At 62.2% G+C, this 26821-nt stretch carries 22 protein-coding genes; 13 read left to right on the top strand and 9 right to left on the bottom strand.

Annotation, left to right across the window (positions count from 1 at the left end):
- Position 1: 1 nt before the first annotated feature.
- Genes DLM_RS08575 through DLM_RS08565 form a run of 3 tightly spaced genes read left to right on the top strand, consistent with a single transcriptional unit; the run spans position 2 to position 4733 of the window.
- A complete protein-coding gene (locus tag DLM_RS08575; protein WP_089083547.1) occupies positions 2 to 3139 on the top strand; it encodes a multidrug efflux RND transporter permease subunit in 3138 nt (1045 codons plus the stop codon).
- Positions 3136 to 3354 carry a hypothetical protein gene (locus DLM_RS08570; RefSeq protein ID WP_089083464.1) on the top strand — a complete coding sequence of 73 codons (219 nt, stop codon included), beginning with the start codon at positions 3136 to 3138 and terminating at the stop codon, positions 3352 to 3354. Before DLM_RS08575 ends, DLM_RS08570 begins: the two co-directional genes overlap by 4 nt.
- 2 nt (positions 3355 to 3356) lie before the next feature.
- Positions 3357 to 4733: an efflux transporter outer membrane subunit gene (locus DLM_RS08565; RefSeq protein ID WP_089083465.1), complete on the top strand. Its 1377-nt coding sequence runs from the start codon at positions 3357 to 3359 to the stop codon at positions 4731 to 4733.
- Positions 4734 to 4801: 68 nt separating this feature from the next.
- Here the strand turns inward: DLM_RS08565 and DLM_RS08560 are convergent, their stop codons facing one another.
- From DLM_RS08560 to DLM_RS08550, 3 genes are all read right to left on the bottom strand, one after another.
- The gene (locus DLM_RS08560) at positions 4802 to 5320 is read right to left on the bottom strand and encodes a polyketide cyclase (protein ID WP_089083466.1); all 519 of its coding nucleotides are present in this window, start codon (positions 5318 to 5320) and stop codon (positions 4802 to 4804) included.
- 157 nt (positions 5321 to 5477) lie between these two features.
- The gene (locus DLM_RS08555) at positions 5478 to 6398 is read right to left on the bottom strand and encodes a LysR family transcriptional regulator (RefSeq protein ID WP_089083467.1); all 921 of its coding nucleotides are present in this window, start codon (positions 6396 to 6398) and stop codon (positions 5478 to 5480) included.
- A 128-nt stretch (positions 6399 to 6526) separates the two neighbouring features.
- On the bottom strand, positions 6527 to 6949 hold the full coding sequence (locus DLM_RS08550) for a cupin domain-containing protein (RefSeq protein WP_197715536.1): 423 nt from the start codon (positions 6947 to 6949) through the stop codon (positions 6527 to 6529).
- Positions 6950 to 7127: 178 nt separating this feature from the next.
- Here DLM_RS08550 and DLM_RS08545 point away from each other — a divergent pair, with 178 nt between their 5' ends.
- Positions 7128 to 8063: a LysR family transcriptional regulator gene (locus tag DLM_RS08545; RefSeq protein WP_089083468.1), complete on the top strand. Its 936-nt coding sequence runs from the start codon at positions 7128 to 7130 to the stop codon at positions 8061 to 8063.
- Here the strand turns inward: DLM_RS08545 and DLM_RS08540 are convergent.
- From DLM_RS08540 to DLM_RS08530, 3 genes are all read right to left on the bottom strand, one after another.
- Positions 8009 to 8461, bottom strand: a complete 453-nt coding sequence (locus DLM_RS08540; protein ID WP_089083469.1) for a hypothetical protein — start codon at positions 8459 to 8461, stop codon at positions 8009 to 8011. The genes DLM_RS08545 and DLM_RS08540 overlap by 55 nt on opposite strands.
- 159 nt (positions 8462 to 8620) lie before the next feature.
- Positions 8621 to 9652 (bottom strand): histone deacetylase family protein, encoded by a 1032-nt coding sequence (locus DLM_RS08535; RefSeq protein ID WP_089083470.1) that lies wholly within the window; start codon positions 9650 to 9652, stop codon positions 8621 to 8623.
- 147 nt (positions 9653 to 9799) lie between these two features.
- Complete coding sequence (locus DLM_RS08530) at positions 9800 to 10690, bottom strand: LysR family transcriptional regulator (RefSeq protein WP_089083471.1); 891 nt, start codon at positions 10688 to 10690, stop codon at positions 9800 to 9802.
- 95 nt (positions 10691 to 10785) lie between these two features.
- Here DLM_RS08530 and DLM_RS08525 point away from each other — a divergent pair, with 95 nt between their 5' ends.
- The 4 genes from DLM_RS08525 to DLM_RS08510 all read left to right on the top strand — a co-directional run bounded on the left by DLM_RS08525 (position 10786) and on the right by DLM_RS08510 (position 18618).
- On the top strand, positions 10786 to 12261 hold the full coding sequence (locus DLM_RS08525; RefSeq protein ID WP_089083472.1) for an NADH-quinone oxidoreductase subunit L: 1476 nt from the start codon (positions 10786 to 10788) through the stop codon (positions 12259 to 12261).
- Positions 12248 to 14635, top strand: a complete 2388-nt coding sequence (locus tag DLM_RS08520; protein WP_089083473.1) for a YbcC family protein — start codon at positions 12248 to 12250, stop codon at positions 14633 to 14635. The genes DLM_RS08525 and DLM_RS08520 overlap by 14 nt, the downstream gene beginning before the upstream one ends.
- Positions 14636 to 14678: 43 nt before the next feature.
- Positions 14679 to 15674: an L-threonylcarbamoyladenylate synthase gene (locus tag DLM_RS08515; protein WP_089083474.1), complete on the top strand. Its 996-nt coding sequence runs from the start codon at positions 14679 to 14681 to the stop codon at positions 15672 to 15674.
- A 124-nt stretch (positions 15675 to 15798) separates the two neighbouring features.
- Positions 15799 to 18618, top strand: coding sequence for an EAL domain-containing protein (locus DLM_RS08510; protein ID WP_167467069.1), 2820 nt, complete (start codon positions 15799 to 15801; stop codon positions 18616 to 18618).
- A gap of 5 nt (positions 18619 to 18623) precedes the next feature.
- Here DLM_RS08510 and DLM_RS08505 read toward each other — a convergent pair whose 3' ends face one another.
- Positions 18624 to 19805 carry a GGDEF domain-containing protein gene (locus DLM_RS08505; protein WP_089083476.1) on the bottom strand — a complete coding sequence of 394 codons (1182 nt, stop codon included), beginning with the start codon at positions 19803 to 19805 and terminating at the stop codon, positions 18624 to 18626.
- A gap of 17 nt (positions 19806 to 19822) precedes the next feature.
- Entirely contained in the window at positions 19823 to 20749 is a 927-nt protein-coding gene (locus DLM_RS08500; protein ID WP_089083477.1) for a substrate-binding domain-containing protein, read from the bottom strand.
- A gap of 355 nt (positions 20750 to 21104) precedes the next feature.
- Here DLM_RS08500 and DLM_RS08495 point away from each other — a divergent pair, with 355 nt between their 5' ends.
- Entirely contained in the window at positions 21105 to 22253 is a 1149-nt protein-coding gene (locus tag DLM_RS08495; RefSeq protein WP_167467068.1) for an alpha/beta fold hydrolase, read from the top strand.
- 4 nt (positions 22254 to 22257) lie between these two features.
- Here the strand turns inward: DLM_RS08495 and DLM_RS08490 are convergent, their stop codons facing one another.
- Entirely contained in the window at positions 22258 to 22878 is a 621-nt protein-coding gene (locus DLM_RS08490) for a TetR/AcrR family transcriptional regulator (protein ID WP_089083479.1), read from the bottom strand.
- Positions 22879 to 23014: 136 nt separating this feature from the next.
- Here DLM_RS08490 and DLM_RS08485 point away from each other — a divergent pair, with 136 nt between their 5' ends.
- Genes DLM_RS08485 through DLM_RS08470 form a run of 4 tightly spaced genes read left to right on the top strand, consistent with a single transcriptional unit; the run spans position 23015 to position 26818 of the window.
- Positions 23015 to 24301, top strand: a complete 1287-nt coding sequence (locus DLM_RS08485) for an NAD(P)/FAD-dependent oxidoreductase (RefSeq protein WP_089083480.1) — start codon at positions 23015 to 23017, stop codon at positions 24299 to 24301.
- Complete coding sequence (locus DLM_RS08480; protein ID WP_231960135.1) at positions 24298 to 25086, top strand: DUF1365 domain-containing protein; 789 nt, start codon at positions 24298 to 24300, stop codon at positions 25084 to 25086. Before DLM_RS08485 ends, DLM_RS08480 begins: the two co-directional genes overlap by 4 nt.
- Positions 25083 to 26291 carry an SAM-dependent methyltransferase gene (locus tag DLM_RS08475; protein ID WP_089083481.1) on the top strand — a complete coding sequence of 403 codons (1209 nt, stop codon included), beginning with the start codon at positions 25083 to 25085 and terminating at the stop codon, positions 26289 to 26291. Before DLM_RS08480 ends, DLM_RS08475 begins: the two co-directional genes overlap by 4 nt.
- Entirely contained in the window at positions 26288 to 26818 is a 531-nt protein-coding gene (locus DLM_RS08470) for a DUF3833 domain-containing protein (protein WP_089083482.1), read from the top strand. The genes DLM_RS08475 and DLM_RS08470 overlap by 4 nt, the downstream gene beginning before the upstream one ends.
- The last annotated feature ends 3 nt before the right edge of the window (positions 26819 to 26821 follow it).

The raw sequence follows: 26821 nt of genomic DNA, 5'->3' as shown, positions 1-26821 counted from the left end.
CATGGCCAAGTTTTTTATTCAACGCCCGGTGTTTGCCTGGGTGATTGCGCTGTTCATCATCCTGCTTGGGCTTATTGCCATTCCGAATCTGCCGATTGCCCGCTACCCCTCGGTGGCCCCGCCCAGCGTCAATATCACCGCCACCTATCCGGGTGCCACCCCGCAAGCGATGAACGACGGGGTCCTCAGCCTGCTTGAGCGCGAACTCTCCGGGGTGAAGAACCTGCTGTATTTCGAATCATCCACCGACACCTCCGGCACGGCATCGATTAGCGTGACCTTCAAGCCTGGCACCGATCCGGAACTGGCCCAGGTGGATGTGCAGAACAAGCTCAAGTCGATTGAGCCGCGCCTGCCCCAGGCGGTGCGTCAGAACGGTCTGACGGTGGAATCCTCCTCATCCAGCTTTCTGATGGTAATCGCCCTGCGCTCGGACGATGGCCGCCTGAACGAAGTGGAGCTGAGCGATTACATGGCCCGCAATGTGGTGGATGAGCTGCGGCGCATCGAAGGCGTCGGGCAAGTGCAGCTATTTGGGGCAGAACAGGCCATGCGACTGTGGGTGGACCCGGCCAAGCTGAATGCATACGGTCTGACCATGGCCGACCTAGCCACGGCCATCAGCCAGCAAAATGCCCAGATCGCGCCGGGCCGGATCGGCGCAGAGCCGGTGCTGCCCGGCCAGCGCGTCACCGTGCCGCTGACGGTGCAGGGCCAGCTTGGCAGCCCGGAAGAATTCGCCGGCATCGTGCTCAAGGCCAATGCCAATGGTTCCAAGGTGCTGATGAGTGATGTCGCCCGCGTCGAACTTGGCGCGCAGTCCTACGCCATGGCAATCCGTGAAAACGGGAAAAGCGCCACGGCGGCGGCGGTGCAACTGGCACCGGGTGCCAATGCGCTCAAGACCGCCAATGCAGTCAAGGCCAGGCTCAAGGAACTGAAAAAGACCATGCCGCCGGGAATCAGCTATTCCCTGCCGTTTGACACGGCACCGTTTGTGCAGATTTCCATCGAAAAAGTGCTGTACACCCTGGCAGAAGCCATGGTGCTGGTGTTTCTGGTGATGTACCTGTTCTTGCAAAACATCCGTTACACCCTGATTCCGGCCATCGTGGCCCCCATCGCCCTGCTTGGCACCTTCACGGTCATGCTGCTGGCGGGGTTTTCCGTCAATGTGCTGACCATGTTCGGCATGGTGCTGGCCATTGGCATCATCGTGGATGATGCCATCGTGGTGGTGGAAAACGTTGAGCGCATCATGTCGCACGAGGGCTTGTCGCCACGGGATGCCACCATCAAGGCCATGCGGGAAATCACCGCGGCGGTCATCGGCATTACCCTGGTGCTGACCGCGGCATTCATCCCCATGGCCTTTTCCGATGGCTCGGTCGGGGTGATTTACCAGCAATTCAGCTTGTCGATGGCGGTATCCATCCTGTTTTCCGCCTTGCTGGCCCTGAGCCTGACCCCGGCACTGTGTGCCACCTTGCTCAAACCGGTGGATGGCAGCCAGACGCGCCAGCACGGTTTCTTTGCCTGGTTCAATCAGGGCTTTGACCGGTTAAGCCAGCGCTATGTCGGCGGGGTGGGCAAGCTGCTACTGCGCTGCGGGCGCGTGATGCTGGTTTTTGCCGCGCTGAGCCTGGCGCTTGCCTGCGGTTTCCAGTTGCTGCCATCGGCCTTCTTGCCGGAGGAAGACCAAGGCTATTTCATGACCTCCTTCCAGTTGCCGGCCGATGCCACTGCCGAGCGCACCCTGGGTACGGTGCGCAAGTTCGAGCAATACAGCAAGACACGCCATGACATTGCCGCGCAGTTGTCCATCATGGGCTTTGGCTTCTCCGGTTCCGGCCCCAATACCGCGCTGGTTTTCACCACGCTCAAAGACTGGAACAAGCGCAGCAGCAGCGCCCAGGACGAAGTGACGCAGGCCGCTGCCGCCACGGCAGATGCTGCCGAAGGCAATATCATGCATTTGAACCCGCCGGCGATTGATGAGCTGGGCACAAGCTCCGGCTTTACCCTGCGTTTGCAAGACAGGGCCAACCAGGGCTATGCCGCCCTGAAGGCGGCAGAGGCCAAGTTGCTGGCGCTGGCCGCCCAGAGCAAGCTGCTGAGCGGCGTTTACGCCGAGGGACTGCCTGCCGGCACCAGCATCCGGCTTGATATCGACCGCAAAAAGGCCGAAGCCCTGGGAGTGGCGTTTTCCAGCATCAGCGACACGCTGTCCAGCGCCATGGGCTCGCTCTACATCAATGACTTCCCCAATGCCGGGCGCATGCAGCAAGTGATCATCCAGGCCGATGCCCCGGCGCGCATGCAGATTGACGATGTGCTCAAGCTGTATGTGCGCAATGCCAGCGGCGGCATGGTGCCGCTCTCGGAAGTGGTGCATCCGGTGTGGTCCGATACCCCCTTGCAGATGGTGCGCTACCAAGGCTTTCCGGCAGCGCGCATCTCAGGCAGCGCCGCCCCAGGGGTTTCCAGCGGCGAAGCCATGGCCGAAATGGAAAGGCTGGCTGCCAAGCTGCCTGCTGGCTACAGCGTGGCCTGGACCGGCCAGTCGCTGCAGGAGCGCTATTCGGCAACCCAGGCCCCCATGCTGATGGTCTTGTCCATGCTGGTGGTCTTCCTGGTGCTGGCCGCGCTGTACGAAAGCTGGAGCATCCCGCTCTCGGTGATTCTGGTGGTGCCGCTCGGCCTGCTGGGCGCGGTGAGCGCGGTATTGCTGCGCGGCTTGCCCAATGATGTGTTCTTCAAGGTGGGCATGATCACCGTCATCGGACTCTCGGCCAAGAATGCCATCCTGATTGTGGAAGTGGCCAAACAGCTACGCGAACAGGGCCATGGCCTGCTGGAAGCGGCAAGCACAGCCGCCCGCCTGCGCCTGCGTCCCATCCTGATGACCTCGCTGGCCTTCGGTCTGGGCGTGCTGCCCTTGATGCTGGCCGGCGGGGCCAGCGCCGAAACACAGCATGCGATTGGCACCGGGGTGTTTGGAGGCATAGTCAGTGCCACGGTACTGGCCATCTTCTTTGTGCCGGTCTTTTTTGTGCTGGTCATGCGCGCGCAAGACAGCCTTGCCGCCTGGCGCATGGCACGCGCAGCCCGTAAGGCACAGGCCGGGGAGGACGCATGAAGCTCCGGCGGCCCATCTTGCCCGGCACACTGCTGGCGCTATTGCTAAGCGGTAGTTTTTGCCTGCTGCTGGCGAACCTGCCCGACCTGCGCCTGCATCATCTGCGCCTGCACTTGCAACCGCTGCGTTGGCAAAAGACGCACTGCCCTTCGCCATCGATTGCCGGAATACAAAGCACCCCGCCGCACAAGGGGCAGGACAAGGAGAAGTCTTGATCATGAAACCGCACTTTGCATATCTGCTGCTGGCCCTGCCGCTGGCAGCCTGTTCGCTCACGCCGGTACTGAATAAGCCGGTAGCACCGCTTGCGGCGCAGTTTCCCGCGCCGATGGCGCTAGACCAACAAGCCAGCGCGGCAAGCCGCGACTGGCGGCAGATTTTTCCCGATCCGCGCCTGCAGCAGTTAATCCTGACCGCACTGGCCAATAACCGGGATTTGCGCCTGGCAGCGCTGAATGTGCAAACCGTACAGGCCCAGTACGGCATTCAAGCTGCCACGCAACGGCCTGCGCTTGAGGCCACGGCGGGCAGCAGCCGCCAGCGGGCGCAGACCGATGGCAGCAACTCCGCCATCAGCACCACCTACACCCTGGGCATGGGTATCACTGCTTTTGAAATTGACCTGTTTGGCCGGAGCGCTGCCTTGTCCGAGGCGGCATTCGCGCGTTATCTGGCCAGTGAGCAAGGGCAAAAAACCGTGCAGATTGCCCTGCTTGCCGCCGTGGCCGATGCCTATTATGGCCAGTTGCTGGCGCGCGAACAGTTGCAACTGGCAGAGCAAACCCTGGCCGACTGGCAGCATTCGCTCCAGCTTGCCCGTATTTTGCATGCCGCCAATCAGAGCAGCGGCCTGGAGCTGGCACAGGCCGAAGGACAGGTGGCCAGTGCGCAAGCCGATCTGCAAGCCAGAATGCGCGGGCTGGAGCAGGCCGATAATGCCTTGCAGTTGCTGCTGGGCACGGCAATGCCGCCAGACTTGCCACCGGCACCACGGCTGGACGCCTTGCCACGGCCACTGCTGTCGGCAGGATTGCCATCGGAACTGCTGATGCGCCGGCCAGACATCCTGCAGGCCGAGCACAATCTGCAAGCCGCCAATGCCGATATCGGGGCGGCGCGCGCCGCTTTCTTCCCCCGGCTGTCGCTGACAGCCGCGCTGGGTTATGGCAGCCCGCAACTGCATGATTTGTTTGATGGCAAACGCCAGGTATGGAGTTTTTCCCCGCAGTTGAGCATGCCCATCTTCAATGCAGGCAGGCTGCGTGCCGAACTGCGCCTGGCCGAACTGCGCAAGTCCAGCGCGGTGGTCGAATATGAGCGCGCCATCCAGACCGCCTTCCGCGAGGTGGCAGATTGCCTTGCCGGGCGCGAAACCTATGGCCGCCAGATCAGCGCCCAGCAGCAGGCGGTAGCCAGTGCAGCCAAGCGGCTGGACTTGTCCAATCTGCGTTACCGGGCCGGGCTGGATGGCCGGCTGGAACTGCTGGATGCCCAACGGCAATTGTATGCGGCGCAGCAAAGCCTGCTGGATCTGCGCAAGAGCGAACTGAGCAATACCGTGGCGCTGTACAAGGCGCTGGGTGGCGGCGCATAGCAGCTTGCCGCCACCCAGGCGGCTGAGCGATCAGCCGCCATCACCGCATTGCAGGCTGGCGTGCCGGCTTACGCCCGCTGGCCTGCCAGTGCGGCGCGCACCAGGCCATCCAGCCAATCCTGATGACCATTGAGCATGGGATTGGGGTGGGTGTCGCGCAGCGCTGCCGCCGGTTTGCCCTTCTGGGTTTCCTGGGTAAGAATACGCAGCCGGCCACCGTCCAGGTCTTCCAGCAGCCAGGCATGATGCACGTCCAGCCGTTCAGCGCTGCCCTCGGCCCCGGCCCAGCCATGCCAGGCCAGCCGTCCAGGCTGGCCGGCTTGAGGTGCCACATATTCATTGCACTGCGCTTCTACCGGAAAACCGAAGGTTTCAAAATAAAACCGCAGGCCTTGTGCCAGTTGCGGCCCCTTGTCGGCGTAAAACCGCACATTGGCAGCGTTGGCGTAATAAGTGGGCCATTGCGCCGGCACTGCCAGCAAAGGCCATACCTCGGCGGCGCTCAGGCCGGCGACAATCACCTCATTGGAAACATAGTTTTCGGTAAAGCCGGGCAGATAATCCTGCGGCCAGATAATGCTGTGCATGGGGTATTCCTTGGGTCGATTGATCATCAGCAGCCCGTGGCAAGCACGCTGGCCGGGCGGGTTGCTGCTACCCCATCCATGATGGGTCGACCCAAGAAATAAGACCAATCCTGAATTCTTATTTTTGACATCAGCAAAAGCAATATCAGAACACCCGTCAACTGTCCTGCGGCAATGCCGGGCTGGCACTGCTGGCAAACAACAAGTCACGCAAGCAGCGCTGCGCCGGGTCGTGATGGCTGCGCGGGTGCCAGGCGGCAATCTTGACAAAACCGGGAACCGGCAGCGGCATCTCGCGCACCACCAGGCCGGGCAAGCCGTTCACCAGCCGGGATGGCAGGGTGGCCACCATATCGCTGTTGCGCAGGATGTCAGGCAGAATCAAAAAACTTTTTACCGACAGCGACACCCGCCGTTGCCGGCCTTGCTGTTGCAAGGCGGTGTCGGTCACGCCACAAAACTGCCCGCCGGCATAGGACACCAAGGCATGGTCAAGCTGGCAGAAGGTATCCAGCGACAGCACCGGCGTCGCCGCCGCCGGGTGGTCTGCGCGCATCACGCAGACATAGTGCTCACGAAACAGCTCACGCGCGTGTAGGTCGGGTGGCGTGCTATCCGGCGTCAGCAGGGCCAGGTCGATCTGGCCGCGCTCCAACTGGCGGTGGATCTGCGCGTGATCCAGCGGTAACAGCGCCACCCGCACCAAGGGTGCCTGCTGCTTCAGCATGGTCAGAAAAGGCAGCACCACCGCGCGCAGTGCGTAATCGGTTGCGGCGATGCTAAAGGTAAGCGAGGCCAAGGCCGGGTCGAAGTGTGGCGGCTGCAGCAGGGCATCTATCTGCCCTAGCGCCTGCTTGACCGGCAGGCACAGGTCCAAGGCGCGTTGCGTAGGGATGATGCCGCGCTGGGCGCGGACGAACAGCGGGTCGCCAAAACTGTCACGCAGGCGGGTGAGAATGCCGCTCATCGCCGGCTGGCTCACGCCCAACCGGGCGGCGGCCCGCGTGACATTACGCTCATCCAGCAGCGCATCCAGCGCCTTGAGCAGGTTCAGGTCCAGGGTGTTGAGGTTTCGCATGCCAGCGTTTCCATTGCGCGCTTTATTTGCTCACAGGGCGCAAGATCACATGCCACGCACCATGCGTGGCCGCGCACAGCATAGCAGGACGCCGCGCAACAGGCAGCCACCCCTGGCCGTGGCCGCACTCAGCCAGGCGGTAGCGGGCCGGCCGGCTGATACTGGCTGTCGCTGACCTGCTCGGCCCAGTGGGCAGCCACACCGTCTTGCTGCTCCTGGATTGCGATATGGGTCATGGCGCTGCCGGGCGCTGCGCCATGCCAGTGCTTGACCCCGGCAGGAATCCACACCACATCACCGGGGCGGATGGTCTGGGCTGCGCCGCCCCAGCAGCACACCAGGCCGCAGCCGGCTGTCACCAGCAGGGTCTGCCCCAGCGGGTGGCTATGCCAGGCCGTGCGCGCGCCCGGCTCAAAGGTGACGCTGGCCCCGGAAGTGCGGGCCGGTGGCGCTGGCTGGAACAATATGTCCACCCTCACCTGCCCGCTAAACCATTCTGCCGGGCCGCAAACCGAGGGCTGACTGCCCGCGCGGCTGATGTGCAATTCCATGCCTATGCTCCTTGCAAGTTCAACTAAGGTCTTGGCCCACATTGCCAAGGACAGCATGACTTTACGACTGGCCGGCGGCTGGCAGTAGCCGCCTGGCATCGCATGCCCTTATGAAAATGGCTCATCAGTCTTTGTGCTATCGTGTAAAAGCCCGCATGACAGTGAGAGATTTTCATTAATGACCCGCATCGACTACAACAGCCTGCATACCTTTCTGCTGGTGGCGCGTGAGCGCAGCTTTACCCGTGCGGCCGCGCAGTTGGGCGTATCGCAATCGGCGCTCAGCCATTCCATCCGCGTGCTGGAAGCGCGGCTTGGCCTGCGCCTGCTGACACGCAATACGCGCGGGGTAAGCCCCAGCGAGGCGGGTGAGCATCTGCTGGCACGTATTGCCGACAGCTACGACAACATCGAATTTGCCCTGGCCGCGCTCAGTGAAATGAAGGAAAAACCGTCCGGCACCGTGCGCATCACCACCCACGACCATGCGGCCGACAGCGTGCTGTGGCCACGCCTGCGCCCGCTGCTGCGTGACTATCCGGACATCCGGCTGGAACTGGACATCAACTACGCCCTGGTGGATATCGTGGCGGAGCGCTTTGACGCCGGAGTGCGCAGCGGTGGCCAGGTGGCAGGAGACATGATTGCCACCCGCATCGGCCCGGACTACCGCATGGCCGTGGTGGGCGCACCGTCCTACCTGGCCGGGCGCCGCCCGCCGCAACTACCGCAGGAACTGAGTACACATCGCTGCATTAATCTGCGCCTGCCCACGCATGGCGGGCTGTATGCCTGGGAGTTCATGCAGGACGGAAAAATGGTGGAAACCCGCGTCGATGGGCAATTGGTATTCAATACCAGCGGCCAGATGCTGACCGCCGCACTGGATGGGTATGGTCTGGCCTACCTGCCGGAAGACATGGTGCAAGACGGGCTGCGCAGCGGCAGGCTATGCGCGGTGCTGCAGGCGTTCTGGCCGCGGCTGACCGGCTATCATCTCTACTACCCGCACCGGCGCCAGCCCTCACCGGCCTTTGCCCTGGTGCTGGACACCCTGCGCTATCGCGACGGGGTGACCGCTGCCGCGGCAGGCTGGACGGCAGGCGGCAGATAGGCGCTGCATGCTTTGAGCAGGAAGGCGCTGAAGCGCTGCTGGTTCAGCACATACCAGCCATTGTCGATGTTGAAGCTCTTTACCCCGCCGGCAAGATTGGGCTGGGCGAAGTACAGAATGGCCTTGTCCCGGCCCAGGCCGGACAGGCAGTCCAGTTCGGTCATGATTTCGGCACTGTGCAGCGCACTGCCGCCCAGGGCAAAGTTGACGCTCCACCAGATGGAAAGATTGCCGTTTTTTTCCTTGTGTACCGGGCGGTTTTCCATGGCGGCATTCTGTTCGCACTGGTCACTGCATTGCCAGTACCAGGGGGCTGCCTGCGCCTGCGCGGCGCTGGCAAAACCAGAATTCAGTGCAATACAACAGAGAAGCAGGCTGGCTGCCTTCAAGTGACGCATGAGAATGAACAGGTGAAAAGCGGGTTGGGTCCGGTTTGCTTACGGCCAGCCAGGCTGCACTGTCCGCTTGAAAATGCAGGGACAATGTAATGGCAAATTTAAACATCAATAACTTTATTTACCCAAACTTACACTGCCAGCCCCACCCGCCCTGCCCGCTCAGCCCTGCCCTGCGAAGCCCTGCAGCACATTCACGGCATTGATGCCGATTTCGTCCACCATATAACCACCCTCCATCACAAACAGGGTGGGCAGGCCCAGCCCGGCAATGGCTGCGCCCATGGGGAAATAATCCTCACTACGCAGGCGAAAATGGCTGATGGGATCATCCACAAAGGTATCCACGCCCAGTGACACCACCAGCACATCCGGCTGGAAGGCGCGAATCTGCTGACAGGCATGCGCCAGCGCCTCGGCATAGGCCGTCCAGTCCGTCCCGTGGGGCAGCGGATAGTTATGGTTGAAGCCCAGCCCGGCTCCGTGGCCGGTTTCGTCTCGATGGCCGGAGAAATAAGGGTAGGAACGCCGCGGGTCGCCATGCAGGGAGACAAACTGCACATCGGCACGCGCATAGAAAATGCTCTGGCTGCCATTGCCGTGGTGGAAGTCCACATCCAGCACCGTCACCCGCTTGCCGCCCTGATCCAGGCAGAACTGGGCTGCGATGGCGGCATTATTGAGATAACAATAGCCCCCCATGTATTCGGCAGCGGCATGGTGGCCGGGCGGACGGCACAGGGCAAAGGCGCTGTGCTGGCCATCCAGCAGATGCTGCATCCCGGCCAGCGCCAGATCGGCACTGGCGCGCACCGCCTGCCAGGTGCCGGCGGTAATGGCCACACCGGCATCCATCGCATAAAACCCCAGCTTGCCATCGATATGCTCGGGCTCGATATCGCTGCGCAAATCGCGCACCGGCCATACCAGCGGCAAGGCATCGTGCTGATGTCCCAGTGCGCTCCATTCCTGCCAGGCGGTTTCCAGAAAGCGTACATAGCGTGCGCTGTGTACCCGCGCATAGCGGCTGCTGTCCTGCGCCGGCGCGGTGGCCAGCGGCCCCAGGCCCACTTCGCGCACGCGCGCCAGCACCGTGTCGGCACGATGCGGCATTTCAAAACAGGGGGATACCTTGCCGTCTTTCAGTTCAGAGGCATGGTGCAAATGGTGAAGCTGGCTGTAGAAGGTAAGCATCAGGAAATACCGGCTGTTGGCATAGAAAAAAAGTATGCCGCCGACACCGGGTAATTTCTTTGCTTTGACTGAGCAATTTATCCATCATTGCGCAAAAAAACCGCACAAAACCGCCAATTATCGAAAAGAAACCACTTTTTCATCACCTCAGCCTGGCATGGCAAACAACTGGAACAGTTCCTGCAGATGCGGGGCTTCAAAACGGCGGCGTACGGTGATGGCATAGAAGGTTTCCTCCACCCCTTGCACCGAACCGTACTTTTCCAGCAAGCCCTTGCCCAGTTCATCCTTGACCACGATGGCCGGAATCAGGGCCACCGCGCCGGCATCGCGCGCCAGCAGCCGCAGTGTGGCCATATCATCCACTTCAGCCCGGATGCGCGGCTCGATACCCAGTTTTTCGCACAAGAGGTCAAAGCGCACACGGATTTCACTCTTGGCGCTGGGCACCATCAGCAACTGCTGGCGCAGGATCTGCGCCAGGTCGAACGGCCCTTGCACCAGGCCGGGCGGGCCGATCAGGCAGACTTCCTGCCTGGCCAGGGTGCGGCAACGCCAGGGATGCTTGTCATCGGCAATCACCGGACGATTGCTCAACACCACGTCCAGTTCGAAAGCAGCCAGCCGGCTGAGCAACTCCTCCAGCCCGCCGGCTTCCAGATTCAGCTTCACCGCCTGCCGTCCCAGCACCGGATGCAGAAAACTTTCCAGGAAATTGCGTGACAGGGTGGACACGCTGCCAATGCGCAACTGGCCGCCCTGGCCGGCATCCTGGCTGCTGGTGGTGGCCAGCAGCTCGTTACCAAGCGCAAAGATGGCCTCGGCATAGCGCAGCACCGATGCGCCCATTTCGGTCAGCAGCAATTTTTTGCCTTCGCGCAGAAACAAGGGCGTGCCGAGTTGCTCCTCCAACTGGCGTATCTGTGCTGACAGCGCCGACTGTGAAATATGCAAGCGCTCGGCGGTACGCGTGAGGTGGCCTTCCGCCGCCACACGCCAGAAATAATACAGATGGTGGTAGTTGAGGCGATTGATCATTCTGTTTAATCGATCGATTTGTCCATATTAATGTATTTTACCGAACAAGTGATGACAGGCATAGTGCGGGTGTTTTCACTCACCGGCCACACACCATGGTTTTATCTCTACATGCCTTGCTGGCCCTGCTGTGGCTGCTACCGGCACTGCTGCGCCCCGGTCTGCAGCACCACTGGCGGCTGGCCCAGGCCAGCGCCGCCGGGGGCGCACTGGCAGCCCTGCTGCTGATATGCCTGCAGGGCCTGCAGCCGGCCCTGCTCTTTCAGTTGCTGATCCAGCTACTGGCCTGGGTCATCTTGCGTTTTTCAGTGCGTTATTTCAGCGGTGAGCCAGGCCAGGCACGTTTTCTGCGCGCGGTAGGCTGGCTGCTGGCCGGCGCTACCCTGGTGGTGGCCAGCCAGGATTGGCTCACCTTGCTGGCGGGCTGGTTGCTGACCAGTCCGGCCTTGCAAAGCCTGCTCACCTTCTATCCCGATCGGCCACAGGCGCGCATTGCCGCCCGGCGCGAGGCCGTGGCCAGCCGGCTGGCCGAGCTGTGTTTGCTGCTGGGTGCCGCGCTGACTGCCTGGGCGGTGTCCTCCCCGCTGTTTGCCGACATTGCCCGGCCGCTGGACTCCAGCGCAGCGCAACTGGCGCGTCATGCCGGCGCGGTGTTACTGGTGTGCTGTGTGCTGCTCAAGACCGCACAGCTCCCCTTCCATGGCTGGCTCACCCAGGTGATGGAAGCGCCAACCCCGATCTCCGCGCTGCTGCATGCCGGGGTGGTGAACCTGGGCGGCATGGTGCTGATCAAGCTGGCGGCCTTGTGGGCGGCCGTACCGCTGACCGCCTGGCTGCTGGTGCTGTGGGGCGGCATGACCGCCGGACTGGCCTGCTGGGTAATGCAGACCCGCATCAGCATCAAGCTGCGGCTGGCCTGGTCCACCTGCGCCCAGATGGGCTTCATGCTGATGGAGTGCGGCCTGGGCCAATACTCGCTGGCCTTGCTGCACCTGGTGACCCACTCCATCTACAAGGCACATGCCTTCCTCAGTTCGGGCAGCCAGGTGCGTAGCACCATTCGCCAGTCGGCCAGCATGGCCAGCAGCGGCAAGGGCTGGCATCTGGCCAGTGGCGTGGCCGGCATTGCCCTGCTGCTGGCCAGCCTGCACGGCTGGCAACTGGCGCTGGGCCACGCCCTGCAGCCACCGCCGCTGCTCATCGTCATCATCGGCCTGGGGCTGGCTCCGCTGTGCCAGCGCAGCATGCGCGGCTATGCGCTGGCCCTGCTGCTGTGCCAGACCTACCTGCTGCTGCACACATTGTTTGCCAACATGCAGGCGGATCATGCGGCTGCTCCGCTGGCCTGCCAGGCGCTGCTGGCGCTGTTTTTTGCCGGGCTGTTCCTGCTGCAAGGCTGGATAAACCGCCACCCCGGCCATCCGCTGAGCCAGCGGTTGTATGCGCTCGCCTTTGGCGGCTTGTATCTGGACGAGTGGTGGCTGCGCATCAGCATGCGTACCCGGCTGCACCGGCTGGGTCGTCGCCCCGCTTTCAACCATGACGGAGCCTCTGCCCATGACATCCGCTAATCCCGCCTGGCAAGCTGCGGCAAGCAGCGCCGCCAGCCGCATTGCACCCAGTTGGCCGCTGGACAGCCTGCTGGCCAGTTCGCCCTACTGGGGGCTGCGCCAGCAATCATTTCAGCAGGCCCACTATACGCTGCACAGCCTGGCCGGCAGCCGCCTGCATCTGGATGAAGCCGACTACCGGCGGCAATACGCCGCTGGCCAGATCAGCCTTGCCGACCTGGCGGCAGCACTGCAGGAGGCCGGCAGCGGGCAAACGCCTGCGCAATGGCTGCAACAGGGCGATGCCACGCCCGCCGCCGCACCGGCCAGATTGCTGCAAAGCAACTGGCGGCAGGACGCGGCAGGCCATGCCGGCCTGCAAAACTGGCAGCAGGTGATTACCCAGCAGGTAAGCCAGTGTTGTGCGGCATGGTTCGATCATGACCAGGCCGAATGGCAGCCAGACCGGCACGGCGGGCTGTACCAGAACTGGCTGGCCGAAATGGCGCTGCAGCCACCACCCAGCCCGGATGCCACCGAACGCCAACGCCTGCGCCATGCCATTGCCGCCCTGCCAGCGGATCACCACGCGCTGTTCCAGCACGTACTGCCCCGGCTGGAGGCCAAACCGCACTGGCTGAGTGACTGGTTTTATGTGCTGCTGCAACGCAATAGCGGCTGGGCCGCCTGGTGCCGTTATCAGCAGTGGCAGGCCGGGCTGGCCGGTAGCGACAGCAGCCTGCCGGAAGAATTGCTGGCCATGCAACTAGCCTGGGAATACCTGCTGGACAACGGCGAGCGCGGTGCCGACAGCCACTGGCAACACTGGCATGCCGCCTGGGACGCACAGGTGGCGGCAGCGCCCGGCAACGCCCGCGGGCTGATCTGGCAGCGCGCCGCCGAACTGGCAAGACACGGCCCTCTGCTGGCCCAGTTGGCCGCGCAGCCTGCCGCCCCCGCCATGGCGGGCAGCGACATCCATGCGGTGTTTTGCATCGATGTCCGCTCAGAACCCATGCGCCGTGCGCTGGAACAAGCGCTGCCGGGAGCCAGCAGCGCCGGCTTTGCCGGTTTCTTCGGTCTGCCGCTGGCCATTCGCTTTGCCGGCGAGGACCACAGCCAGCCGCGCCTGCCCGGCCTGCTGGCCCCCAGTTGGGAGGCCATCATGCCGCCACTGGAAAAGGGCTTGCAGGAATGGGGGGCATTCCAGCGTGCGCCCCTGTCGTCCTTCACCCTGGTGGAAAGCGCCGGGCTGGGCAAGGCGGGCAAGCTGCTGCACAAGGCGTTTCCCGGCAAACGCCGGGCCACGCTGGCCGAGCTTGACCCCTGGCTCAACGACAAGGACAAGGCCATGGTGTCGGCGGGCCGTCAGTTGAACACCGATGACATCGTGGCGCTGGTGGAAAAACTGCTGCCCGCCATGGGCCTGGCCCACGGTTTCCCCGCCACGGTATTGCTGGTGGGGCATGCCAGCCACAGCAGCAACAACCCGCAGGCATCGGCCTTGCAATGCGGGGCCTGTGGCGGCCACGGCGGCCATCTGCACGTGCTGCTGCTCAGTGACTGGCTGCAACGCCCGGCCGTTCGCAAGGGACTGGCCGCGCGCGGCTGGACCATCCCGGCCAGCACGGTGTTTCTGCCGGTGCTGCACCTGACGCACAGCGACGAACTGCAGGTATTGCAGGCCGAAGGCCAGTCTGCACTGCAGCAACAGCGCGGCCAGCAACTGCAGCCGCTGCTGGAGCAGGTGGCCAGCCTGGCGCGCAGCCGACGTGCCGGCCAGGATGACATGCCGCCGACCATCGGTGCCGACCGGCTATTGGCCCTGCTGCGGCAAAAAGGCCACCACTGGGCTGAAACCCGCCCTGAGTGGGGGCTGGCCGGCAATCACTGCTTCATTGCAGCGCCACGCAGCCGCAGCGCCGCGCTGGATCTGCAAGGCCGGGCCTTCCTGCAGGAATACCACTGGCAACAGGACCCGCAAGGCAGCCAACTGGCCGCCATTTTTGGCGGACCGCTGGTAGTGGCGCACTGGATCAATATGCAGTATTTCGCAGCGGTGGCCGACCCCGCACGTTATGGCAGCGGCAACAAGCTGCTGCACAACGTGGTGGGGGGACGAATCGGCGTGTTCGAAGGCAATAGTGGCGATTTACGCATCGGCCTTTCCATGCAGTCGGTACATGACGGCAAGCAATGGCGCCATGCACCGCTGCGGCTGGCGGCCTGCATTGACGCCCCCGCCGCGCTGATTGCCCAGGCGCTGCAGCAGCAAGCGGAAGTGGCCACCCTGGTACAGCAGCGCTGGCTGCATCTCTACCGTTTTGCCGAAACCGGCATGGAGTACTGGAGCAATGGCAACTGGCAAGCCGCCACCCTGCCTGCACACCCCTGAACCGCACCCCAGAAAGCATCTTCAGAAAGCATCTAAAGCATCTATGGAACACCTCAAGCCACATGTGGCGGATATCCGCCGCGCCGCCGCGCTGCTGGGCCAGGGCCAGTTGGTGGCGCTGCCAACCGAAACCGTGTACGGCCTTGCCGCCAGCGCACAAAACCCGGACGCCATCCGCCGCGTGTTCAGTGCCAAGGGCAGGCCGGCAGACCACCCGCTGATCGTTCATCTGCCCGATCTGTCGCACCTGCAGCACTGGGTAAGCCAGATACCGCCGCAAGCCAGGCAACTGGCGGCGGCATTCTGGCCCGGCCCGCTCACCATGGTGCTGCCCGCCGCCCCCACGGTATCGCGCCTGATTACCGGCGGGCAGGATACCGTGGCCGTGCGCTGGCCGGCTCATCCGCTGTTCCAGGCCGTGCTGGACCAGTTAGGCCATGCGGTGGTGGCACCGTCGGCCAACCCTTTCGGCCATATCAGCCCAAGCTGCGCCAGCCATGTGCTGCGCCAGATGGCTGGCCGCATCGAAGCGGTGCTGGATGGCGGTGACTGCCGCTTCGGCGTGGAGTCCACCATTATTGATCTATCCGGCCCTGCCGCGCGCATCCTGCGTCCGGGCAGCATCAGCGCCGCCCAGTTGGCGCAAGTGTTGCCATTGGCGCAGGCGCAGCACGGCCATGCACCGCGCGTGCCGGGTGCGCTGGCCTCACATTACGCCCCGCGCCTGCCCTGCCACCGTTTTGAAAGTGCAGAGCGCGCCCGGCTGCCTGCCGGCATCTGGGCGGAAAAACTGGCCTTCATCGGCATGGCGGGCTATCCCGCCCCGCCGCAGCCGCCTGCCTGCAGCTTCCTGCTGCCTGCTGATGCCGCCGCCTACGCCAGCCAGCTCTATGCGGTGCTGCACCAGGCGGAAGCCAGCGGCTGCAGCCGCATCCTGATCGAGCTGCCACCCGACACCCCGGACTGGTTGCACATACGTGACCGTCTATTGCGCGCCAGCAGCCCGATCGGGAGCGAGACTGCCAATACCAGCGCCTGATATGGGCTGAAACTGCTGTTTTTTACATGCAGCAGCAGGGAACGGGCTTTCCAGAAAAGCCGGATGTCATGCATCATGTCCGCAGAATCCGACGGGAAACACCGGCATGCCGCATGAACACCGAATGCTTCGTTCCTTCAAGCTGCGCTACATCATTGCGCTAGCGCTGATGGCGCTGCTGGCCACCACCACCTTTGTCTCGCAAAAGCTGGTCATCGCCGCCCAACAAAGCACGGCCGCACTGGTAAACATCAGCGGTCGTCAGCGCATGCTCAGCCAGCGCATTGCCCTGTACAGCCAGCAACTGGCCACCACCGAGGGCAATCGCTCCCGCATTCGCCAGCAACTGCAGCAGGCCATCGCGCTGATGGCCAGCAGCCATCAGGGCCTGATCAATGGCCAGCCGGAACTGCACCTGCCCGAAACAATGTCACCGGCGGTGCATGATCTCTACTTTGGCCACCCCCAGGCCACCCACTTTCTGGAAAATCGCTACCTCGCGCTGGCCAGGCAGATCCTGGCTCAAGCGGATGGCCGGCTAAGCCTGGCTGATCCGGCATTGCAGCAACTGCTGGCACTGGCCGATGGTGATTTGCTGCACGCGCTGGATGCCGTGGTAAAGCGCTACCAGCAAGAGGGCGAAGCCGCGGTAGAACAGTTGCAAACCGCGGAAACCCTTGCCTGGCTGGCTGCGCTCACCTTGCTGCTGATTGAGGGGCTATTCATTTTTGTCCCCTTCGCCAGGCAGATGCGCCGGGTGATCCAGGCGCTAGAAGACAGCCAGCAAGCGCTGCAAGCGCACCAGTTGCGGCTGGAAGCCGAAATCGAAACGCGCACCGCCGAGCTGCTCAGCCGCGAGGAACAACTGAAGAAGTTTTCGCTGGTGATACAGCAAAGCCCGGCCAGCATAGTCATTACCGATATGGCGGCCCGCATCGAGTACGTGAACGAGGCCTTCCTGAAGAATACCGGCTACGCGCTGGAGGAAGTGCTGGGGCAGAACCCGCGCATCCTGCATGCCGGCAAAACGCCCAAGGCAGTCTATGACACCTTGTGGTCCACCCTGCAGGCCGGGAAAGTGTGGGAAGGCGAATTCGTCAATCGGCGCAAGGATGGCAGCGAATATGTGGAGGCGGTGGTGATTGCCCCCTTGCGCCAGCAGGATGGCAAAGTAAGCCACTATGTGGCCATCAAGGATGATATCACCGACAAGAAAGCCGCCATCGAAGCCATCCGCCAGAGTGAACTGAAGTTCCACACCATGATGGACTGGGCCAGTGACTGGGTGTACTGGATCAAGCCGGACGGGCAATTCCACTACATGACGCCATCGGCAGAACGGATCAGCGCTTACCGCGCCGCCGAATTTGAGCAAAACCCCGGACTGCTGGATGCCATCATTCACCCGGAAGACCACACCAAATGGCTGGCCGGACAACAACGGCGCGCCGACAAGGACACCAGCATGGAAACCGTCGGCGTGGATTTGCGCATCTGCCGCAAAGACGGCGGCATCCGCTGGGTTAATTTCACCAGCCGGCCCATCTATGGCGATGATGGCAGCTATCTGGGACAGCGCGTCACCCTGCACGACATCACCGAGCGCAAGGCGGCAGAAGATGAAATCCGCCAATTGGCCCATTACGACCCGCTGACCTGGCTGCCCAACCGCCGTTTGCTGTTCGATCGCTTGGAACAGGCGCAAAAAATCAGCGAACGCAGCCGTGAATATGGCGTGCTGATGATGCTGGACCTGGACCAGTTCAAGAAGCTCAACGACACCCTGGGCCACGAGATGGGCGACAAGCTGCTGGTCCAAGTGGGCCGCCGCCTGCGTGACACCATCGGTGAGGCCGATACCGTGGCCAGACTGGGCGGTGACGAATTCGTCATCATGATTGAAAACCTGGGCCAGAACGAAGCCGCCGCCGCCAAGAAAGCCGAGCACCTGGCCGAAGCCATTCGCACCGGGCTATCACGGCCATACCGGCTGGAGGGCGATCAGGACACCGAACACATCTACACCACCAGCATAGGCATGACCCTGTTCCGTGGCATCAGCACCTCGCTGGAAAACCTGCTCAAGCAGGCCGATGTGGCGCTCTACCAGTCCAAGGATGCCGGACGCAACCGGGTGCGCTTCTTCAGCCCCACCATGCAGGCCTGCATCGAAGCACGCACCCTGCTGGAAAACGCCCTGCGGCTGGGTTTTGCCCGTGAGGAATTTGTCCTCTACTACCAACCGCAGGTAGACCGCCATGGTGAGCGCATCGGTGCTGAAGCGCTGTTGCGCTGGTGTTCGGCGGAGCGCGGCATGGTGTCGCCCGGCCAGTTCATCCCGGTGGCAGAGGAAATGGGGCTGATCATCGAACTGGGGCGCTGGGTGCTCGACAACGCCTGCCGACAACTGAAGCAATGGGAAGACCACCCCCAGTTTGGCCAGCTGGACATCGCGGTAAATGTCAGCGCCCGACAGTTCCATCAAGCGGATTTTGTCGAATCGGTGCAGCGCAGCCTGCAACAAAGCGGTGCCAACCCGGCCCGGCTCAAGCTGGAGCTGACCGAGAGCATCGTGCTGGAAAACATGGACCTGGTGGTGGCCCGCATGCATCAGCTAGGCGCGCTGGGCATCCGCTTTTCGCTGGACGACTTTGGCACCGGCTACTCCTCGCTGTCTTATCTGAAACGCCTGCCGCTGGATCAGATCAAGATCGACCAGTCCTTCACCCGCGAGCTGGGCAAGGATGCCAGCACCACCGCCATCGTCAAGGCGATTCTGGCCATGTCGCGTTCGCTGGGACTGGAAGTGATTGCCGAAGGGGTGGAAACCCGCGCGCAGCGGGATTATCTGGAAAGCTATGGCTGCTATGCCTACCAGGGCTATCTGTTCGGCAAGCCGCTGCCGATTGCCGACTGGGCAAGCGACGCCGCCACCACCGGCTGAAGCGCTCAGTAACACAGCCGGTTCTTGCCGGCACGCTTGGCGGCATACATCAGCTTGTCGGCCTTGCCCAGTATGTCAATGGCCGACTCGCCCGGAAACGCCAGGCAACAGCCCAGCGACACCGTCACGCCAAAGCCGGCCTCCTGCTGCATGCGCGTGCTGTGCAGCACTTGCAGCCGGATACGTTCGCCGCACTCCACCGCACTGGCGAGCGAGAGGCCGGGCAGGATCACCAGAAATTCCTCCCCGCCGGTACGGCCAAACAGATCATTGCCACGCAATACCGACTTCACCTCCTCCGCCAGTACCCGCAACACCACATCGCCCACATTGTGGCCGAATACATCATTGATTTTCTTGAAGTTATCAACATCAAAAGCAATCACGCAAAACGAACCTTCCGCATGACTCACCTTGTTCACCAGCGCATTCAGGTGCTCCAGGATGGCACGGCGATTGAGTATCTGGGTAAGGCTGTCGGTGGATGCCAGCACCAGCAGCGCATTGCGTGCCTGCTCCAATCCAGCCGACTTGGTCTCCAGGCTGGAACGCAGCTCCACCTCCTCGTCATGCAGTCGTTTGAGCCGGCTGACCAGTGACTCCATGGCCACCTGCTGCTCGAAAAAGCCGTAATTGCGCCGCGCATACTTCCAGGAGGTCAGTAACAGGAAAAATATGTACAGCAAGGCGATAACCGAAAACGCATAACGATCGGATGGCGACATCACCCGGTCAATTACATGCAACTGGATGAAAAACACCAGGGTCAATACCGTGCTGAACAGGGCATACAGCCGGAAAATCAGTCCATGCGACATGATGGTGACGCTGTTGATGGCCGCCAGCGCAATGATCTTGAACATGTAGACAAAATCGAACTGGTGATGGGGAAAGGCAAACAGCATGCCGCCCCAGGCCGTTGCGGCAAGGAGGACCGACACATAAAAAGAAGCAAAGTATTTTTCCAGTTGGTCCGGCTTGCTCAGCAGCCTGCCCATTGCTGCCAGATGCCACAGGCGCAGCGACTGAACCATCTCCATCACCAGCAACCAGCACACGCCGGCCCAGCCGGCATGGCTATTCCAGTGCGCCACATAAATGGCCAGGGCAACTGCCATCGACACCCGTATCGACATGGCATCCTGCTCAAAATAGTACTTACACAGGCGTACGCTGGCTTGGTTCATGGTGTCTTTCTTGCCGCTCAGCGGGCATTGCGCAGCGCCTGCCTGTCCAGCACAAACGGCGGCAGCAGGATATTCCGGCCTGGTTTGCCGGGTGTCTTGATGGCGGCATCCGCCAGCTCCACCGCCAGACGCGCCATTTTTTCGCCGTCCTGCACCATGGTGGCCAGCATTTCCCCGTTACGCACCGCGTCCGCGATGAGCGGATTGCGATCCACGCCGACAAAATCGTAGCGTCCGGCCAAGTGAAGCTGGCGCAAAGCCAGTATGGTGGCCGTTGTGGAAGACTCGTTGGGGGTGAAGATGGCATCAAATGTTGCGCTGCCACCCTGAATGAACGCTTTCACGGTTTGCCTGCCGCGCCCGATGGCCTGGTCAATCGGCGGCCCGTACAACACGCTGGCACCATCCTTGCGCGCCGCAGCGATAAAGCCATGCAGCCGCTGCTCGGTGGACGGCACCCGGCCAGAGTTAGGAAGCACCAGCACCTGGCGAATGGCCGGATTATGTTTTTTCATTCGTTTCCAGGCCAGCGCACCGATGGCGACATTGTCAGAGGCAACCGAACCGTACTGACTGGTCAAACCCGGATTACGGTCTATCAGCACCACCGGTACCGGCAGGAAACGCAGGATTTCGTTGTAGTTGGCGATGGTGGCGCTGGGAGCCAGGATGATGGCGCGGCAACGCCGGGCAACGGCTACATTGAGTAACTCGATCTGGGCATCGTCAATCAGGTGCTCACTATCCACCACACCGCGGTCGTAAATGAAATAACCCAAACGCTCCCCTTCCCTGGCCACATTGGTCTGCAGATTGGCCCAGTAATCGCGCCCACCACTGGCATAGATGAAAGACAGGCATTCGCGCGCCTGTACCAGCGCGCAGACAGACAACAGGGCCACGGTCAGCCAGCCGCGCCAGCCCTGCCCCATGGACTTGGACATTGCAAAATGATGCTTAAACACAAGGCTCTCCCAGAAGCCCGCAGCCAACGCTGCCAGGCATTCTGTCTGACTGGTTGATATCCAGTTCGTATCAGGTGTGTTGCTGCCGCCGATTGCTACCGGTCTGGCAGGCAAAGTCAGTTTATCCGGCCAGGCTGCTTGCCAGACAAATGCGCATTACATTCATAGCCGATCACGGCTGTGCATGCCGCATGTTTTTGTCAGGCAAGCCACGCTGGCATGGCGGCCAATGACTCTGGGTGATGGCAGCCATTGCCAGCGGCAGCCAAGCGGCTTGCATCTGGCAGCAGAGGGACTACACTCTCATTGTGCATTGCACAATAAAGAAGACATCATGACTCTCACCTTCAGCCGGCTGCAGGCTACCGCCAGGCCGTCCATCCTGGAACACCTGTCGGTACTCAGCCCGGACGACCGCTTCACCCGCTTCGGACTGGAACTGAGTCCGGCCGCCGTAGCTGCCTACGTGGACAGCATCAACTTCAATCGTGACATCGTGATTGGCGCGCATTACCGCGCCTTGCTGATCGGCGTGGTCCACATTGCGGTATTCCAGCATGAAGCCTACCCCTGTGGTGAGCTGGGCATCAGCGTGGACAGCTTCTGCCAGGGCAAGGGCATTGGCCGCCTGCTGTTCGACCAGGCCTTGCAACATGCGCGTCGCCGCAAGGTTAACCGCTTGCGTATCCAGTACCTGCGCCGTAATGGCCGCATGGCTTCACTCTGCCGCGGCTTGAGCACCCACTTTGCCCAGGAGGGTGAGGAAACCGCCTGCCAGATCACCCTGGCCGAAGATGATGTCGCCAATGCCTGTCGCTACGAAATGCTGGATGGCATCGAGGTGTTTCATGCCGATGCCGCACCAGCGCATGGCCACGTCTTGTTCATTCACGGCGTTGCCGGTGACGGCTGGCAATGGCGGGAAAACATGCTGCCCTGGTTTGCCGCCCACGGGCTGAGTGGCTCGGCACTGTCGCTGCGCGGCCACGGCGGCAGTGCGGCACGGCAAAACCAGACCTTGCGCGATTATGAGCAAGACGTGCAGCAAGTGCTGGACGGGCTGCCCGGCAAGCCGGACCTCATCGTCGGCCACTCCATGGGCGGCTTCCTGACCCAGCGCGTGCTGGAAGGCAATACTGACCTGCACCGCGCCAGCCTGATCTGCTCGGTACCGCCCTGGGGACTGCTGCCCGGCACGCTGGACAAGGTGGTGGAATTCATGGGCGACCCGCTGGGCAAGGCCATTGCCATTCAGGCGGCAGAAGGCAAGCCGGCCTATGTCAACCCGGACAATGTCAGTGCCCGGGTGCAGGTGATAGGCGGCAGCCGTGACAAGCTGATACCGCCCGAGGTGGTGGCCGCCACCGCCCGTTCCTACGACACCACCCCGGTCATGATAGAAGATGCCGGCCATGCGGTGATTTCCAGCAGCAAATGGCAAAGCGTGGCCGAACAAGTGCTGCACCACCTGCTGGCCAGTTGAACGCTCAAACCTGCCCTGTCCCACCGATACCGGCAAAGATGATGGCATGCATGTGCGCCACAATGGCGTCGTCGCTGTAACGCCCATAATCCTTCATATAGTCCACCGCCGGATCACAGGTGCGCGAATAGTAGGCATAGAGGATGACATCGGTGGGCAAGTCGCTGCGGATGTCGCCTGCCGTCTTGGCTTGCTCCACCAAGGCTTCCATTTGCTTGTGCAGCTTGTACACCCGCGTCACGTAGCGGATGCTGCGGGTCAGCATCTCCTTCACCTGCGCACTGGCTGAGGGCAGGAAGGGCAGCCCGCCCTGCAAACGCACCCGCAGCGCCCATTCCAGCAGGCTGGCCAGCCTTTCCTTGCTGCTCAGGCCGGCATCCAGTGCCGCCAGATACTCCAGCGCCCCATCCAGCAGGCGGATCATCACCTCGGTGGCCAGGTCCTCCTTGGACTTGAAATGCTTGTACAGGCTGGGCTTGGAAATGCCTGCCTCTCCGGCCACATCGTCCATGGTCATCAGGTCGAAACCCTTGCTGGCCAGCAAGCGGGTGGTGGCATCCAGCACCGTCTGTTCGCGTAGCTTGAACGCCTGATCCTTGAAACTGAGCTTGCTTAAAATACTCATGAGTACGACCTTTTACTAATCAGTAGCTTTTTTTACAAAGCGGTTATATGCTGAATATAAGCACGATGCAACGCGGGTGCCAAGCTGTTTTGTTTCCCGCAGACATCCATTCAGAGATTCCGGCTTGGGAGTTCAGGTGAAAGTACATCCAGACAAACGTCAACGCGTGGCGGTGATTGGCGGCGGCATTGCCGGCCTCGCCAGCGCATGGCTGCTGGCGGGCAAACACGAAGTCACCCTGTTTGAAGCGGCCGACTATGCCGGCGGCCACACCAATACGGTGGACTTGCAACTGGAAGGCCAGTCCTTCGCCGTGGACACCGGCTTTCTGGTGTACAACGAGCGCACCTATCCCAATCTGATTGCGCTGTTCCGCCAACTGGACATACCGTCCTGCGCCACCGACATGTCCTTCAGCGTATCGCTGGACCAAGGCCGTGACGAATGGGCCGGCAGCTCGCTCGATACGGTATTTGCCCAGCGCAGCAAACTGCTGTCGCTGCCCTTCTACCGCATGTTGAGCGACATCCTGCGCTTCAATCGTACCGCGGCGCAGCTACTGGAACGCGCCACCATCGATACCCTGACCCTGGGCGAATTGCTGCAACTGGAAGGCTATGGCCATCGCTTTCGTGACCACTATCTGGTGCCGATGGCAGCGGCCATCTGGTCCAGCCCCAGCAAGGAGATCCTGGATTTCCCCGCCGCCACCTTCCTGCGCTTCTGCCTGAACCACGGCCTGCTGCAAATCAGCCAGCGACCACGCTGGTTTACCGTGCCGGGCGGGGCGCGGCAGTATGTGGACAAGCTGTGCCAGCGCATCCAGCATGTGCGCCTGTGCAGCCCGGTCAGCAGCGTGCGGCGCACTGAGCAGGGCGTGCTGATCAACAGCCCGCATGGCGAAGAGCGCTTTGACAGCGTGATTTTTGCCACTCACGCCCCGCAGACCCTGGCCATGCTGACCGATGCCAGCGCGGAAGAACGCGACATCCTGTCCGCCGTGCGCTACCAGCCCAATACCGCGGTGCTGCATGGCGATGCCAGCTTGCTGCCCAAGCGCCGCAAAACCTGGTCGGCCTGGAACTTCCTGGCCGAAACCGGCCAGCCCAGCCAGCGCGCGGTGTGTGTCAGCTATCTGCTCAATGCCTTGCAACCGCTGCCGGTCAGCCAGCCTGTCATCGTCACCCTCAACCCGCTGCGCGACCCGGATCGCAATCTGGAATACGCCCGCTTCGTCTATGAACACCCGCTGTTCGACAATGCCGCCATTGCCGCCCAGGCCCGCCTGCCCCTGCTGCAAGGCAAACGCAACAGCTGGTTTGCCGGTGCCTGGACCGGTTACGGTTTTCACGAGGACGGACTGAAGTCCGCGCTGAATGTGGCACAGGATTTTGTCACCTTGCCGGAATGGGCCCGCCTATGAGCCCCGTCAGCAGCAATGCCTATCTGGTATCCGGCAGCGTGATGCACCAGCGGTTGCGGCCTGCCCGCCATCGCTTCATTTATCCGGTATTTGCCATCCGGCTGAAGCTGTCGGAGCTGGAACAGATTGGCCACCGCTGGTTTGGCGTGGATCGCTGGCGGCCGCTGATGATACGCAGCCGGGATTACGGCCCGCGTGACGGCAGCCCACTATTGCCCTGGATACGCCAGCAACTGCGCGATGCCGCCTTGCCTGCCGACGGCGAGGTGTGGCTGCAAACCTTTCCGCGCCTGTTCGGCTATGCCTTCAATCCGGTCAGCTTCTGGTATTGCCACGACAGCCATGGCCGCCTGGTTGCCGTGCTGGCCGACGTCAACAACACCTTTGGCGAGCACCATGCCTACTTGCTGGCCCAGCCGGATGGCAGCCCCATCGTCAACGGTGCCACCCTGACTTGCCGCAAGCTGCTGCATGTGTCGCCGTTTTGCCAGGTGGCCGGGCATTACCGTTTCCGACTGGCCGAGAAGGCCGACCGCATGCTGATGCGCATCGATTACCACGATGCCGACGGCCTGCTGCTCAATACCAGCATTTCCGGCGCGCTGCAGCCGCTTACCACCGGCAATGCCCGCCGGGCCTTGCTGCGCCAGCCCATGCTGACCCTGGGCATCATCGCCCGCATTCATTGGCAAGCCTTGCAGCTGTGGCTGAAAAAAGTGCCGTTTTTCAGCAAGCCCGCCGCCCCGGAACACCCATTGAGTCACGGACAGGAGTTGCGCCCATGAGCCTCACCCGTACCCTTGCCCTGCCCCGCAACAGCATGCCCTGGCTGGCACGGCTACTATTGCAAAGGCTTAACCGGCTGCAATATGGCAGCCTGCTGCTGCATACCCCGGATGGACAAAGCCTGTGGTTTGGCCATCCGGGAGAATTACCGGAAGCCGAACTGCAGCTGCATGACTGGACAGCCTGCCGCAAACTGCTGCTGTCCGGCGATATCGGTTTTGCCGAAGCCTACCGCGACTGCCTGCTGGACACACCGGACATCACCGCCCTGCTGCGCCTCGCTTTGCGTAATGAACAAGTGCTGGGCAACACCCTGGCCGGCAGTTGGCCGGCCCGTGGCTGGTATTGGCTGAAACACTGCCTGCGCCGCAACAGCCGCCAGGGCAGCCAGCGCAATATCCACGCCCACTACGACCTGGGCAATGCCTTTTACGAATTGTGGCTGGACCCCAGTTGGACCTACTCCAGCGCCTGGTTTGACGGCCATTACGACCTGCCGCTGGCCACCGCCCAATCAGCCAAATACCAGCGCATCTGCGATGTGCTGGGCCTGCAACCGGGCATGCGGGTGCTGGAAATCGGCTGCGGCTGGGGCGGTTTTGCCGAACACGCCAGCAGCCAGGGCATTGCCGTGCATGGCATCACCATTTCCCATGCCCAACTGGACTTTGCCCGCGAACGGCTGGCTGGCAACCGTCTGGTGCAACTGGAGTGGCAGGACTATCGCGACCTGCAGGGCCAGTACGATGCCATTGTCTCCATCGAAATGTTCGAAGCGGTGGGCGAAGCCTACTGGCCGGGCTTCTTTGCCAAGCTGCGGCAACTGCTGAAACCGGGCGGCAAGGCACTGGTGCAGAGCATCACCATTGCCGAAAGTCGTTTCGAGCGCTATCGCCGCGGCAGTGACTTCATCCAGGAGTTCATTTTCCCTGGTGGCATGCTGCCCAGCAGGCAAGTATTTCAGGATACGGCCGAACAAGCCGGTTTGATGACGCGCAACCGGCTGGACTTTGGCCCGGACTACGCCGAAACCCTGCGCCGCTGGCGTCTGGCGTTTGAACACACACTGGATAGTGTGCGCCAGCAAGGCTTTGACGAAGCCTTCATCCGCCTGTGGCGCTTGTACCTGTGCTATTGCGAGGCCGGTTTTGACGAACACAGCATTGGCGTGTCGCAGTTCCTGCTGCAGGAAGCCCGGCCATGAAAACCCTGCGCCGCCTGTTGCCCCTCCTCGCCCTGTTGCTGACCAGTGCCTGCAGCACACCGCAAGTGGAGCAATACCGCGACAACAAACCCCAGCTGGATTTGCCGCGTTTTTTTGAGGGCCACACCCGCGCCTGGGGCATGTTCCGTGACCGCAACGGTGCGCTGGTCAAGCAATTTACCGTGGACATCATCGGCCAGCGCCAGGGTGATGCTCTGCTGCTGGACGAACGCTTTGTCTACAGCGACGGCAGCCGCCAGCAGCGCCAGTGGCGACTGGTGCCGCTGGGTAATGGCAAATGGCAGGGTACGGCAGCGGATGTGGTGGGCGTAGCCGATGGCGAAGTGGCGGGCAATGCGCTGCACTGGCGCTACACCTTGCGCCTGCCGGTGGATGGCCGCAGCTGGGACGTGCAATTTGACGACTGGATGTTCCTGCAGGACGAACACACCCTGCTCAATAGCGCGCGCATGAGCAAGTTCAGCATTGCGCTGGGTGAAGTCAGCCTGTTTTTCCGCAAGGAGTAAGGC

It is taken from the genome of Aquitalea magnusonii (assembly GCF_002217795.2).
Lineage (GTDB): Bacteria > Pseudomonadota > Gammaproteobacteria > Burkholderiales > Chromobacteriaceae > Aquitalea > Aquitalea magnusonii_B.
Note: the sequence above shows the minus strand (reverse complement) of the source record. Positions and strands in the feature narration are given on the sequence as shown.

Bases quoted from the DNA above. Each gene is read 5' to 3' on its own strand.
- DLM_RS08575 (WP_089083547.1), top strand. From the start codon at position 2: ATGGCCAAGTTTTTTATTCAACGCCCGGTGTTTGCCTGGGTGATTGCG.
- DLM_RS08570 (WP_089083464.1), top strand. From the start codon at position 3,136: ATGAAGCTCCGGCGGCCCATCTTGCCCGGCACACTGCTGGCGCTATTG.
- DLM_RS08565 (WP_089083465.1), top strand. From the start codon at position 3,357: ATGAAACCGCACTTTGCATATCTGCTGCTGGCCCTGCCGCTGGCAGCC.
- DLM_RS08560 (WP_089083466.1), bottom strand. From the start codon at position 5,320: ATGCACAGCATTATCTGGCCGCAGGATTATCTGCCCGGCTTTACCGAA.
- DLM_RS08555 (WP_089083467.1), bottom strand. From the start codon at position 6,398: ATGCGAAACCTCAACACCCTGGACCTGAACCTGCTCAAGGCGCTGGAT.
- DLM_RS08550 (WP_197715536.1), bottom strand. From the start codon at position 6,949: ATGGAATTGCACATCAGCCGCGCGGGCAGTCAGCCCTCGGTTTGCGGC.
- DLM_RS08545 (WP_089083468.1), top strand. From the start codon at position 7,128: ATGACCCGCATCGACTACAACAGCCTGCATACCTTTCTGCTGGTGGCG.
- DLM_RS08540 (WP_089083469.1), bottom strand. From the start codon at position 8,461: ATGCGTCACTTGAAGGCAGCCAGCCTGCTTCTCTGTTGTATTGCACTG.
- DLM_RS08535 (WP_089083470.1), bottom strand. From the start codon at position 9,652: ATGCTTACCTTCTACAGCCAGCTTCACCATTTGCACCATGCCTCTGAA.
- DLM_RS08530 (WP_089083471.1), bottom strand. From the start codon at position 10,690: ATGATCAATCGCCTCAACTACCACCATCTGTATTATTTCTGGCGTGTG.
- DLM_RS08525 (WP_089083472.1), top strand. From the start codon at position 10,786: ATGGTTTTATCTCTACATGCCTTGCTGGCCCTGCTGTGGCTGCTACCG.
- DLM_RS08520 (WP_089083473.1), top strand. From the start codon at position 12,248: ATGACATCCGCTAATCCCGCCTGGCAAGCTGCGGCAAGCAGCGCCGCC.
- DLM_RS08515 (WP_089083474.1), top strand. From the start codon at position 14,679: ATGGAACACCTCAAGCCACATGTGGCGGATATCCGCCGCGCCGCCGCG.
- DLM_RS08510 (WP_167467069.1), top strand. From the start codon at position 15,799: ATGCTTCGTTCCTTCAAGCTGCGCTACATCATTGCGCTAGCGCTGATG.
- DLM_RS08505 (WP_089083476.1), bottom strand. From the start codon at position 19,805: ATGAACCAAGCCAGCGTACGCCTGTGTAAGTACTATTTTGAGCAGGAT.
- DLM_RS08500 (WP_089083477.1), bottom strand. From the start codon at position 20,749: ATGTCCAAGTCCATGGGGCAGGGCTGGCGCGGCTGGCTGACCGTGGCC.
- DLM_RS08495 (WP_167467068.1), top strand. From the start codon at position 21,105: ATGACTCTCACCTTCAGCCGGCTGCAGGCTACCGCCAGGCCGTCCATC.
- DLM_RS08490 (WP_089083479.1), bottom strand. From the start codon at position 22,878: ATGAGTATTTTAAGCAAGCTCAGTTTCAAGGATCAGGCGTTCAAGCTA.
- DLM_RS08480 (WP_231960135.1), top strand. From the start codon at position 24,298: ATGAGCCCCGTCAGCAGCAATGCCTATCTGGTATCCGGCAGCGTGATG.
- DLM_RS08475 (WP_089083481.1), top strand. From the start codon at position 25,083: ATGAGCCTCACCCGTACCCTTGCCCTGCCCCGCAACAGCATGCCCTGG.
- DLM_RS08470 (WP_089083482.1), top strand. From the start codon at position 26,288: ATGAAAACCCTGCGCCGCCTGTTGCCCCTCCTCGCCCTGTTGCTGACC.